Genomic DNA, 12,626 nt, shown 5'->3' with positions numbered 1-12,626 from the left:
TGATAAATTGACTGAAGGTATAAATAAGGCGAAAGGACCTCTATCCTTTTTGGCGATTTCTGTTGCTTGGGCTTTGTCGATAGTTTTCATTGCCCTTCAGCAAGGTATTGCAGATGGACGAGCAGATGATTTAGGTGTAATCATTTTTTGGTCAGCAATTTTCGTGACAATAGCATGGCTAATATTTATACTCTTGCCATTAAGACGGCTCAACCATTCAAGTAAGATATTCTCCTATCCTATCTTCCCGATTTCCACTGGCATATACGCTGTCATTGTTTTTACAATTCTGATTGGCTGGCTGTTTTTAAAGAGTGACTTCAAAGTAGTATTTTGGATTGCTTTCCTAATCGGGTTACTGTTTGGAAGTATATATTTGGCTTTGATCAAGAGTAGTAGGATTGTGAAAAAAATGCAAGAAAGCTGGTTCATGAGAACGTCCGTAATTCTATACCCCACCACTTTTATGGTGCTATACCTTAAAATTTTCCCAACTCTCTTTCCTGCGTATGCGTTTCGATTGATGCCTGACGACATCCGTCGGGAGATAATAAAGGAGACTATACCTAAATTTAAAGTTGGTGATGATTTCTATGAATTAGAAAGAGCCCTGCCGGGATATTTTGAACATTTTGAGAATGGTAGCGGAAACACAGCTGCACAACTGGAAGATTTCACTTTTGTGGTACAGGCAAATTGCTATAAAATTATTCGTCTTAAATATTCTTATAATAGCGATGAGGTATTTGCCATTTACGGAAATCTGCATGATGACAACCCATGTCCGTGATTGGAGAAGGCTTTAAACACTTCTCCAAGACAAATAAGTGGCCAGAGTCTACCGTATACCTTACACTCGCGGCAAGCAGTCGATGAGCTTATAACTGAGTAGCAAAGGCTTAACCTCCCTTCCACCAAGATTTCTCCAGAATAACAGGTATTACGATTGAAAAACTATACCTCCAGATCTCCAAAACATTCAGGCTCGAAATTGTCCGCAAGATTCACATTCCCCTCCATCATCATTATTCCTCCCTACCCATTTTAAACCTTTTCTGATTTCTCCCCTCAAATCGCTAAATTTGAGAATCTAACCTAATCTAATCGACAAACACCCTGTCATGAAGAAGCATACCTATTGGAGTATGTTCCTGGCGGCGGCGCTTGCCTTACCTTTGGGCACAGCCACGGCGCAGGACAAAAAAGACAACAAATGGAACGTGGAAGAAGCCCGCGGACCGCAAAAAGAAATCACCGTAACAACCGACGAAGGCACCTGGATGAGTGTGGACGTGAGTCCGGACGGCAAAGAGATCGTGTTTGACATGCTCGGCGACATCTACAGCATGCCAATGTCCGGTGGCAAAGCGAAACTCCTTCGCAGTGGCCGCGCCTACGAAGTACAGCCTCGGTTCAGTCCCGATGGTAAGTTCATTTCCTTTACCTCCGATGCGGGTGGCGGCGACAACATCTGGGTAATGAAGCGCGATGGCTCTGATGCCAAGCAGATCACCAAAGAAAATTTCCGACTCCTGAATAACGCCGTCTGGACGCCAGATGGTGAGTACCTGATTGCCCGCAAGCACTTCACGGCCTCCCGTTCGCTGGGTGCCGGCGAAATGTGGATGTACCATAAGTCGGGTGGAAGCGGTGTGCAGCTGACCAAGCGCAAAAACGACCAGCAGGACGTTGGCGAGCCGGTAGTATCGCCGGACGGCAAGTATGTGTACTTCTCTGAAGACATGAGCGGCGGCTCTACGTTTGAGTACAACAAAGATCCGAACGGCCAGATCTACGTCATTCGTCGCGTAGACCGCAACACAGGCGCAATTGAGAACGTGGTGACCGGTAATGGTGGTTCGGTCCGCCCGGTTATCTCCCGCGATGGCAAGCAACTGGCTTTCGTGCGCCGCGTGCGCACCAAGTCGGTACTCTTCCTTCATGACCTGAAGACAGGTGAGCAGTGGCCGATTTACGACCAGCTCAACCACGACCAGCAGGAAGCCTGGGCTATTTTCGGGGTATACCCGAACTTTGCCTGGACGCCCGACAACAAGAGCATTGTGTTCTGGGCGGGTGGCAAGATCAACAAGATCGACGTAGCCAGCCAGAAAGTAACCAACATACCATTCGAAGCGACTGCCACACACCATATCGCCGAAGCTGTTCGCCACGATTTCAGCAAGGCAGGCGTATCGCCGGACCAGTTCACGGCCAAGGCTATTCGCCACGCCGTGACCTCGCCTGACGGCAAGTTGCTCGTGTTCAATGCGGCGGGTCATATCTACAAAAAAGAACTGCCAAACGGTAAGCCGGAGCGCGTGACCAATGGCAAGGATTTCGAATTCTATCCGGCTTTCTCGCCAGATGGCAAGACCCTTCTCTTCTCTACCTGGGACGATGACAACCTGGGTGCGCTGGTGAAAGTGGACATCCGCAAGAAAAACGCCAAGCCAACCAAACTCACTTCTGAGAAAGGATTCTATACCAACGCCTCTTTCTCACCGAACGGCAAGCTGATTGTGTATAGCAAAGACGGTGGCAACAACCACATGGGCTATGCGCATGGCAACGAGCGCGGCATTTATTACATGACCGCCGAAGGAAAAAACCCGACACTGGTACAAAAGAGCGGCTCACTTCCGCTGTTCAACGCAACTTCTGACCGCATCTTCTTCTCGGCTTACGGAGGTGGTAAAACTGCTTTCAAGAGTGTGGACCTGAGCGGCAAAGAGGAGCGTACGCACTATACTTCTACCTACACCGACCAGTTCTACCCGAGCCCGGACAACAAGTGGCTGGCTTTTGTGGAGCTGTTCAACGGCTATGTGGTGCCTTTCTCGGCTAACGGTGCCGGCATGGAACTGAGCGCAGAGACCAAGGCTGTGCCTGTGGCCCGCTTCACCAAAGACGCTGGAACAAGCGTGCACTGGTCAGGCGACAGCAAGAAAGTGAACTGGGTGCTGAGTGATGAGTATTTCTCCAATGACCTGAAAGACCGCTTCGCCTTCCTGGAAGGTGCCCCGGAGAAACTGCCTGCCATCGACACGACAGGTATAAAAATCGGGCTGGAGTTCAAAACTGATGCCCCGCAAGGCAAAGTAGCCTTCACCAATGCCCGCATCATCACGATGAAAGGCGATGAAGTGATTGAAGGCGGTACGATCGTAGTAGACGGCAACCGCATTGTGTCAGTTGGCAAAGGTATAGCCGTGCCAAAAGACGCGAAAGTGATCGACGCCAGCGGCAAAACGATTATGCCAGGTATAGTAGATGTTCACGCGCACCTGGGTACTTTCCGCAACGGCATGAGCCCGAAACAGCAGTGGTCCTACCTGGCCAACCTGGCTTACGGCGTAACGACCACACACGACCCTTCTTCTACTACGGAGATGGTGTTCAGCCAGTCCGAGGCCGTGAAGGCGGGGCACATGGTAGGTCCTAGAATTTTCTCGACAGGCACGATTCTGTACGGAGCTGATGGTAGCTTCAAAGCCGTGGTGAACAGCCTCGACGATGCCCGTTCGCACCTGCGCCGTATTCAGGCTGCCGGTGGTTTCTCGGTGAAGAGCTACAACCAGCCACGCCGTGAGCAGCGCCAGCAGATTATTCAGGCAGCCCGCGAGCTGGACATGACCGTGGTACCAGAGGGTGGTTCTACCTTCTTCCACAACATGAGCATGATCCTGGACGGTCACACCGGCATTGAGCATAACATCCCGGTTCATCCGCTTTACAAAGATGTGGTAGAGGTATGGAAAGCTTCTAAAACTGGTTACACCCCTACCCTGATTGTGAACTACGGCGCCACCAGCGGCGAGTACTACTGGTACCAGAACACCAAGGTATGGGAGAAGGAAAGACTCCTGAAATTCACGCCACGCTCTGTGATCGACGGTCGCTCACGCTTTGTGATGCAGGTACCGGACGAGGAGTACAAGAACGGTTACTTCAAGACTTCTGAAGCCAGCAAGGCCCTGACGGACGCTGGTGTGAAAGTGAACCTCGGTGCCCACGGACAGCTGCAAGGCTTAGGTGCACACTGGGAACTGTGGATGCTGCAGCAAGGCGGCATGACCAACATGGAAGCACTGCGTGCCGCAACCCTGAACGGTGCCGAGTACCTGGGTATGGGCAAAGACATCGGCTCCTTGGAAACCGGCAAACTGGCCGACCTGATCGTGTTGGACCAGAACCCGCTGGAGAACATCCAGAACTCAGAACACGTGCGCTACACCATGGTAAACGGCCGTCTGTTTGATGCTGCCACCATGAATGAAGTTGGCAACCACGAACGCAAACCAGGCAAATTCTGGTGGGAAAACAGCAAGTACGCTTCTTCTTTTGACTGGCACGAAGGTACCGACACCCGCGTAGAAGGTATAGCCGGTGAAAATTGCACCTGCCGTCACTAAGCCACAAGGTATAAGTTAATAAGGAACGAGCCGACTCACATGAGTCGGCTCGTTTTGTTAAGTAGAATTGGGGTATGGCGCGAGCGTCCTCGCCTCGCTCGTGTCAGCTATCGGGGGCCTCTGTCGCTATGCCATCAACCTAAGGAACAATGAATCCAAACTATCATCTCGAAAATTTGAGAGAGCTGGATTCCCTGAGAGCAATGGCAGTTTTACAGATTTCTCCCAAAACAGGGGCCCTACTCCCAGGCCGAAATGTCAGGAGAAGGCTTATGCTGACGGTTTTAGTCCTCTGGCCCTATAACGGATCTTTTACATACAAACCTATCATAACCAACTGCTTAACTGATAATTGCTTGCAAATTCAAAATAAACTATTAATTTAGTTCATAACTTAACTATCGTACCATGTCGCAATACCTGTACAGCATTCTCTTTATTTTGCTCACCGCCTGCGGTTCGAAGGCTGAGCAGGTGACAGCAGAAATTCCTGAAGGTATAACCGAGACCAAAGTACTGGTAAACCCTGCAGGTAAGACAGTATCAGAGAGATTTTCCCCACCGAGAGGTTACAAAAGAGCTGTGCAATCCGAGAATACTTTTGGTGCTTATCTGCAGCATTTCAAGTTAAAACCACACGGTGCACAGGTGCACTACTACAACGGTGCCATCAAGCCAAACGACAATATTTATGATGCTGTGCTCGACATAGATGTTGGCAAACGTGACCTGCAGCAATGCGCGGATGCTGTGATGCGACTGCGGGCGGAGTATCTGTATGGGCAGGAAAAGTACGATGCTATTCACTTTAACTTCACGAGCGGCTTCCGGGCAGACTACAGTAAATGGCAGCAGGGTTACCGGGTACAAGTGAAAGGCAATGATTGCTCATGGGTAAAAAAAGCAGCTCCATCAACTGCCTATGCTTTCTTCAAGGATTATCTGCAAGTCGTGTTTACCTATGCCGGCACCCTGTCGCTGGAGAAAGAAATGAAGGCAGTTTCGATGGCCGACCTGCAAGCTGGCGATGTGTTCATCAAGGGCGGAAGTCCCGGCCATGCTGTGATCGTAATGGATGTGGCAGTTGATGCGCAAACTGGAGAAAAGCTGTTCCTGCTTGCCCAAAGTTATATGCCGGCGCAGGAAATCCAGATTCTGAAAAATCCGATGGACCCAGGTGTAAGCCCTTGGTATAGCAGCAACTTCAGTGGCCCACTTTTAACGCCGGAGTGGACGTTTCAGCGAAGCCATTTGAAACGGTTTTAAATTTTGGGATAGAGTACGCAAAAAAGGTAAAGGAGCCATAGGCCCTAACATAGCAAACACGAGTGAGGACGCTCGCGCAATAGTAAGAGCGCCTATCAACTATCAACTACTCCTTCACCGCTGCCAGCACCCTTTTGATCAACTCATCCGGGTTGCCCTTATGCCAGCGCCACACCATCACGATATCATGCTCCGGGTCTACCCAGATCGTGTTCTGCCCGGCCCCTAAAGCGGCATAGCTGGAAGTTGGAGCACTTGGCCAGGCTTTGCCTCCGGTGTTGAGCCACCAGAGGTAACCGTAGTCAGGACCAACGCTTCCGCGGGAGGTCGTCGCTTCCTTCACCCATTCTTGTGACACAAGTTGCTTGTCTTTCCAGCGGCCGTTGCGGAGAAAAAGGTAGCCAAAGCGGGCTTCGTCGCGGGCGCTGATCCAGAGGCCGCCGCCCCAGCGGGTACCGCCGCTTACTGAGGGCGCGCGTTTGCCGTCCAGTTCTACATACGAGTTGCGGTAGGGCACATATTGCCAGGTATTGGAGGCGTCAATCGGGTCCATCACTTCATCTTTAAACACCTCCGGTATAGGTTTCTTCCAGAGGCGCAGCAGCGACAAAGCAAAGCGATTGATGCGCACATCATTGTATTCATAGTGGGTTCCCGGCTCCTGTAGCGCACGTGGCTTGCGCTCACCTCTGCCAAATTCCGCTTTGCCTACGAAGTCGTGTTTCTTGCCCCACAACTCCCCTTCCCATTCACTGGTTTGCCGTACATGGTGTTCCCAGGTTACCTTCCGGTTCTGTTCCGAGTCATAGCCACCGTCCTGCACATAATTTGCCACCGGGTCGTGGATGTCTTTGATCATCCCACGATCGATCGTTATACCTAGAATGGTAGAAAGCACGCTTTTGGCCACGCTATAGGTCGGATCCACCCGCTCTGTTTCGCCCCACTCGGCCACGATGAAGCCGTTTCTGAGGATGATGCCGTTGGTGCTGGCTCTGTCTTCAGGTATAGGTCCGAGCATTTTGCCGAAGATCTCTTCCTGTGTAGAGAAGTCTTTTGACATCTGTGTCGTTTCCTGCTGTCTGGCCCATTCCACGGCTTCCTGTAGCAAAGCGGCATCCATACCTTGCTGCTCGGGTTGTTTCTTTTCCCAGTTATCACCTTTGCCCGGGTAGTATAGCTTGCCTTCTGTGGCTTGCGCAGTTACAGTAGGTTGTTGCGGCTGTTGCTGGCAGGAAGAAAAGCCGAGGGCCAGGGCCAGGTATAAAATTTTACTTTTTATCATAGTACCTGATAGGTATGGAAGATCTCTCTAAAGCTACTCAAAGTAAGGGATACCTGCTAGTCCGGTGCTGCCATCACAAAAAAAGAGCGGTAGGTTTTGCTCACCTCCCGCTCTTTAAATTACACATACCTGCACATCAGGTATAGCGCCTGGCTATACCTACCAGCTCGTGCTGCCGCCCCGCTTACCGCCTCCAAACAGCCCGCCCAGCAAACTGCCAAGCCCGCCGGAACCCATGCCGCCATAGCGACTACGACCGTTTAAGCCACCCAGCACGGAAGCCATGGAGCCCAGACCGCTGGTAGAACGCCGGCCGCCACCCATCAGACCGCCACGGCCCGTCATCATGCCACCGAGCAGACCACCCAAAAGGCCACCGCCCATACCTCCCAGCATGCCGCCACCGCGGCGTTTGCCACCGCTCATCAGGCGGGCCAGCACGATAGGCGCTGCTATACCTAGTATACCCTGCACCATTTGCGGAGAGATACCGGCATTTTTGAACATATCGCTGAAACCGTTCTTACTCATAAAGGACTGCGTTGTCGGGTCCTCGCCGTGCTGTTGTGCTTCGTCTGCCTTGTTTACAAACTGCTCGAGCACACTGTATTGCTTCTGGTCCACACCCAGGTAGTTGGCCATCTCCTGAATGCGCTTTTGCTCATCCTGACTATACTCGCCATCTGCCTTGGCAAAGCTGATGATATCGGTGATGAAGGAAAAGCGCAACTGACTCTTCTGCAGCACATCCAATACGCGCTTTAAACTGATCTGCGATGGATTAGAAGCAATAGAGAGCACTTCCTGCTCTACGTTTTCGGGCATTTCGGCTGCTTCGCTCAATACCCTCAGAAACTCCAGTTCCTCTTCAGAAGCGTGTCCGTCCGCAGAAGCGATGGAAGCAAGCGCAGCCAGGTAGGCCCCTTTTTCTTCCGTCGAATAATCTTTCAATAATGTGGTTTGTTCCTGTTCCATAGCTATTCCGTCTTCTTACTGACCTTTAAACGCGAGGCCCGGCCATAAGTTGATAGGTGCAGAACTTCTTACCAGGATTAGGCTCTCACCCGATCCAGCGTATCGCTCAGGTGCTGCGCTTCTTGTTCAGACATATCCTTAAATGTGTCTTCTTCCAGCTGCTTCATCAACGGATCCAGGCTGTCGAGCAGGTCCATCCCTTTGTCTGTAATGGCAATTTCTACCTTGCGTCTGTTCTGTTCGCAAAGCTCGCGGGTTACCAGTCCCTTCAAACGCAGTTTCTCTACCAACCGGGTGGCGTTGCTCATGCGGTTGAGCATCCGCTCCTGTATGGTAAACAGGTTCATAGGCTTGCCCTGCTGCCCTCTGAGGATGCGCAATACATTGTACTGCTGCGAAGAAATGTCGTAGGGTTTGAGCAGGCTGTCGACCCGGGCCATCATCCACTCCCCTGTAAACATCAGGTTCAGAGAGGCCCGCTGGTAGGCGCTCCTGAACTTGGGCATCTTTAATTCATCTTCTAACTTCATGTGAAAAAATCTAGTTTTCGAATGCAATTACGCTTGCAATAATTGTATATACAACATTTTCAAACAATTAGTTACTTTAACGCTGACGGCATATTTCCAACACCTGGCAATGTTATTATTTTTTTATGATTAACCAGCACTTAAAATATAATATACATTTTTGAATTGCTATATTGCCATCATGATCAATACGCCGCGCGAGTCGCCTATGGAAAATAAACGCATTCCTTACCAAGCTGCCACTAACGAGAACCTGTTTGGTTCATCCCCGCAGGTGCTGGTTGCTCTGCAACAAGCCCTGAGCAGCGTGCACGGTTATCCGACGCCCGACGCAGCTGACCTGCGACACGCGCTTGCCTTGAAACTAGGCGTTCAGGCCGATGAAATTGTGGTGGGAAGTGGGTCAGCAGAACTGATCTCCCTGCTGGTGCGCCGTTTTTGCGGTCACGATAGAGAGGGCGAAGTGCTCACTTTCACACCTTCTTACCCGCTGTATTGTCAGGAAGCCCGCGCGCTCCGGATTCCCTGCACCGAAATTCCGCTGACAAGTAGTTACCGGATCGATCTGCAGGCTTTGGTGCGCCAGCTGCGGCCCTCGACCAGGCTCTGTTTCATCTGCAACCCCAATAACCCAACCGGCACTTACCTGACAAGCGCTGAACTGGCCCAGGTACTCGACTGCCTGCCGGCACACGTGACCGTGGTGGTGGATGAAGCCTACATCGAGTATGTTACCGCGCCGGATTGTGCTGACGCGGTGGCCATGCTGTCGCGCTACCCTAACCTGGTCGTGCTTCGCACTTTCTCCAAAGCCTACGGTCTTGCCTCCGTCCGCATCGGGTATATGGTCGCACAGCGGCACCTGATTGAACAGGTAATGGAAGTGAAACAACCCTACAATGTGAACCAGCTGGCACAGGTTGCCGCCCTGGCCGCCCTGAAAGATGAGCAATTTCTGCACATGACACTGCAGGCTACGCAGGAAGGAAAAAACAAGCTGGAACAGGCACTGCATAAAATGGGCGTTCAGTTCTGGCCTTCACAGGGCAACTTTCTGCTGCTGGATGCCGGCGGTTACAGCGCCGATGGCATACACAACTACTTACTGGCAAACCATATTCTGGTGCGCCGCGCCGATCACCATACCTTGCGCCTGACCATCGGACCTGACGAACACCAGCTATACCTACTCCATATGTTACAAGAATTGCTACACCCTTCCCGCGTATACGCCACACAACCCCTGCTGGCACAAGTGCTTGACCTGGGTTACCAGGTACAGGACCAACCGGAAGAGGCGGCAACCCATCTACACGACCTGCAGCATAAAGCAACTGAACAGCCAGGCGCAGAAGGCCGCATTGCACAAGCTTTTGCTCGGGCACTGGCGATGCGCTGCCAACAATGCAATACTGCTGCTTCCGGAAATTTATATGCTTCCAACCTGGGGGAGATGGACATGATCGCGGCCTTTAATGTACTGGTGACGGCCACACCGCTCGTTACGTTTGGGCACCGCTTTGCCAACCACGCTATTCTTTCTGCCATCACCGGAAAATCCTCGGTATACCTGCTCGATCTGGGTATAGGCAGCGGCTTGCAGTGGTTCCATTTTATGGAGTTAGTGGCGGCTATACCCGGGAAGCGCCCTACCCTGCACCTCACCGGTATTGATATACCCGACAGCAACAACCCTGATCCGGCTTATAAACTGCAAGCTACAGGTGCCCGGCTGGCAGCACATGCCGAACGCCTGGGTCTGGACTTCAGCTATACCTATGTAGCCACCCGCCTTGAAGACTTCGATTTGCAGTCGTTGGAAATTGACCCTTCCTATACCTTGATCGTAAACGCAGCGCTCACCCTGCACCACCTCGCCGACGAACTGGTAGCTATACCTGACCAGCGCGACCGTGTATTGGAGCAGATCCGGGATCTTCGTCCTGAGCTGCTCACCCTTACCGAACCCGATTCCGAGCACAACCGACTGGATTTTCTGCCGCGCCTGCGCGAGTCATTGCGCCACTACCACACCGTGTTTGATGTGCTGGATACGCTGCTTCCAGCCGATATGCCGGAGCGCCGCGTAATAGAACAGGAGTTTTTTGGAAGGGAAATTCTCAATGTTGTTGCCTTTGAAGGAGCTGACCGCGTGGAGCGCCACGAGCGCCTGGATGCCTGGCAGCACCGCCTCACACGAAACGGTTTTGCGCCCGCTCCAAGCCAGGTCACGGCATCACAGCTTCAGCATGAACTGGACCTGCACCCGCAGTTCAGCCTGGCAGCACACACGGCCGGCTATACCTTGCACTGGAAAAACACCAACATCATAGCAGCCACCGCCTGGCAGCTGGCTGACTAAACACCCAGCTTCCGGAGGGCGAGCAGGCAAAGCGCAATGGAGCCGGCCACATTGATCTGGCCGCTCAGGATCATCGGCTCCACCTCCTGCAAAGGCACTTTCAGGACCTCGATGTGCTCACTTTCATCGAGGTCCTGGGCGGCTACTTCGCGTACGTTGCGGGCGAGGTAGAAGTAAATTTTGTTTGTGTCTTTGGTTGGGTTGTCGATCACCTGCAGCACGGGTTCGATATCGTCCGTGGTATAACCGGTCTCCTCCAGCAGTTCACGCCGGGCCGCTTCCAACGGGTCTTTTTCATGCGCATCGATCACACCACCAGGTAGCTCGATGAAGATATCGGCAGCAGCATGCTTGTACTGGCGCACAAAGAGTACGTGCCCGTCTTCAGTTATTGGGAAGGTCAGCACCACATCCGGCCGCACACTTACAAAATAATCATCCATCTCGTGGCCGTCAGGCAGCTGCACGTGGTCGCGGCGCAGGGTATACCATTTATGTTCAAATACCACCTGCGACTTCAGCGTCTTCCAGCGTTCTATTCCTTTTTTAGTCATTGTTTTTAAACTATTGAGTCGGAGCAGGCTAGCTGTATACCGCACAAAAAAGAGCCATACCTGCTTCGTAGCAAAGGTATGGCTTCTCTTACCTGAACCGGTTTATATCAACCAATGGTTTCCAGCTTTTCTTCATTTGAGGTATCCAGAGTCATGAGTTCTCCGAGGTAGATTTCCAGCTCGTGCGCGCGATGTGCGGCAGTGTGGCGCGCCATCATTTTGCGGCGAGCCCGCATGCCGATGGCTTTACGCTCAGAATTACAGATCTCGCGGAGGTAACGCAGCGTTTCGGACGCACTTTTGGTGATCAGGATTTCAGAATCAGGCTCAAACAGTGTTTCTATACCTTCCCAATAATCAGAGATGACAGGCGTGCAACAGGCGGCCGCTTCGAAGAGGCGCATGCTTGGGGTATAGCCAAACCTGCTGGTCCCGGCACGGGCAATGCTCAGGGCAAAGCGCTGACTGTTGAAAAAATCGCGGTGTTCCGCCGGCGTGAGGTGATGCAGCATGTTGATGTTGCCAGGCCAGCCCATATCTTCAGGATATTTGGTGCCAGCTACCACAAAGCGACCGGCAGGCCATTGCGCTGCAGCATCCACCATCAGCTTCTGCAAGGTAGACTGCCGATCTTCGGTATAGGCGCCCAGGTAACCCAGGTCCCATTTGATCTCGCGATACTCCTGGTGGTAAAGTGTTGGGTCAACTGAAAAATACAGCGTTCGTGCCATGCGGGCGCCATATTTCTGTTCGAACAGCTCCAGCGCCGGACCTCCTGTGCAGGACAGGTATAGGTCGAAGGCAGGGATCAGGCTCGCATTCAGGTATAGTGGTCCCTTTCCTTCCAGTTCAGTGAGGGTAGCGGGTGCATCGAGGTCATAAAAGGCTTTGATGCCCTTTGCCGTCTCGATCACCCATTTACCTATAGCATTGCCTTCTGTCAGGCTGGAACCCACAATCACCAGATCGGCTTCGCGTACCTGCTCTGTGTACTGCTGCAGTTGCTCCAAAGACGCGTACATACCTACTTGGCAGAAGTCGGGCTCGCCCAAATCGGGGGCAGTACGATGGGATGGCTTTCTTTCCAGAAACAAAATCTGGTGTGCACTGGCATGCAGCGCCCGTACCAGGTTTCGGTAAGTGGTGGCATGGCCATTGCCCCAGGAGGTCGTGATCGAAAGGCCAAGTATAACGATGTTCATGCCGTTGTCTGACAATTTTATGGTAAAGATAGGCTAG

At 52.1% G+C, this 12,626-nt stretch carries 9 protein-coding genes; 4 read left to right on the top strand and 5 right to left on the bottom strand.

Annotation, left to right across the window (positions count from 1 at the left end):
- Nucleotides 1-7 precede the first annotated feature (7 nt).
- From K3G39_RS08575 to K3G39_RS08565, 3 genes are all read left to right on the top strand, one after another.
- Nucleotides 8-790: a hypothetical protein gene (locus K3G39_RS08575; protein ID WP_220625776.1), complete on the top strand. Its 783-nt coding sequence runs from the start codon at nucleotides 8-10 to the stop codon at nucleotides 788-790.
- Nucleotides 791-1,145: 355 nt separating this feature from the next.
- Nucleotides 1,146-4,415: an amidohydrolase family protein gene (locus K3G39_RS08570; RefSeq protein WP_220625908.1), complete on the top strand. Its 3,270-nt coding sequence runs from the start codon at nucleotides 1,146-1,148 to the stop codon at nucleotides 4,413-4,415.
- Nucleotides 4,416-4,823: 408 nt separating this feature from the next.
- Nucleotides 4,824-5,681: a DUF4846 domain-containing protein gene (locus K3G39_RS08565; RefSeq protein WP_220625775.1), complete on the top strand. Its 858-nt coding sequence runs from the start codon at nucleotides 4,824-4,826 to the stop codon at nucleotides 5,679-5,681.
- Between the two features lie 106 nt (nucleotides 5,682-5,787).
- Here K3G39_RS08565 and K3G39_RS08560 read toward each other — a convergent pair whose 3' ends face one another.
- The 3 genes from K3G39_RS08560 to K3G39_RS08550 form a co-directional block, all read right to left on the bottom strand.
- A complete protein-coding gene (locus tag K3G39_RS08560; RefSeq protein WP_220625774.1) occupies nucleotides 5,788-6,966 on the bottom strand; it encodes a serine hydrolase in 1,179 nt (392 codons plus the stop codon).
- A gap of 159 nt (nucleotides 6,967-7,125) precedes the next feature.
- Nucleotides 7,126-7,941, bottom strand: a complete 816-nt coding sequence (locus K3G39_RS08555; protein WP_220625773.1) for a TerB family tellurite resistance protein — start codon at nucleotides 7,939-7,941, stop codon at nucleotides 7,126-7,128.
- Nucleotides 7,942-8,018: 77 nt separating this feature from the next.
- Nucleotides 8,019-8,471 (bottom strand): MarR family winged helix-turn-helix transcriptional regulator, encoded by a 453-nt coding sequence (locus K3G39_RS08550; RefSeq protein WP_255594148.1) that lies wholly within the window; start codon nucleotides 8,469-8,471, stop codon nucleotides 8,019-8,021.
- A gap of 160 nt (nucleotides 8,472-8,631) precedes the next feature.
- Here K3G39_RS08550 and hisC point away from each other — a divergent pair, with 160 nt between their 5' ends.
- Complete coding sequence (hisC, locus tag K3G39_RS08545; RefSeq protein WP_255594146.1) at nucleotides 8,632-10,833, top strand: histidinol-phosphate transaminase; 2,202 nt, start codon at nucleotides 8,632-8,634, stop codon at nucleotides 10,831-10,833.
- On the opposite strand, the gene K3G39_RS08540 is transcribed toward hisC, so the two are convergent.
- A complete protein-coding gene (locus K3G39_RS08540) occupies nucleotides 10,830-11,387 on the bottom strand; it encodes an NUDIX hydrolase (protein WP_220625772.1) in 558 nt (185 codons plus the stop codon). The two genes, hisC and K3G39_RS08540, sit on opposite strands and share 4 nt — an antisense overlap.
- A gap of 107 nt (nucleotides 11,388-11,494) precedes the next feature.
- The gene (locus K3G39_RS08535; RefSeq protein WP_220625771.1) at nucleotides 11,495-12,589 is read right to left on the bottom strand and encodes a glycosyltransferase; all 1,095 of its coding nucleotides are present in this window, start codon (nucleotides 12,587-12,589) and stop codon (nucleotides 11,495-11,497) included.
- Between the last annotated feature and the right edge of the window lie 37 nt (nucleotides 12,590-12,626).

Source organism: Pontibacter sp. HSC-14F20 (assembly GCF_019599265.1).
Taxonomy (GTDB): Bacteria; Bacteroidota; Bacteroidia; order Cytophagales; family Hymenobacteraceae; genus Pontibacter.
Note: the sequence above shows the minus strand (reverse complement) of the source record. Positions and strands in the feature narration are given on the sequence as shown.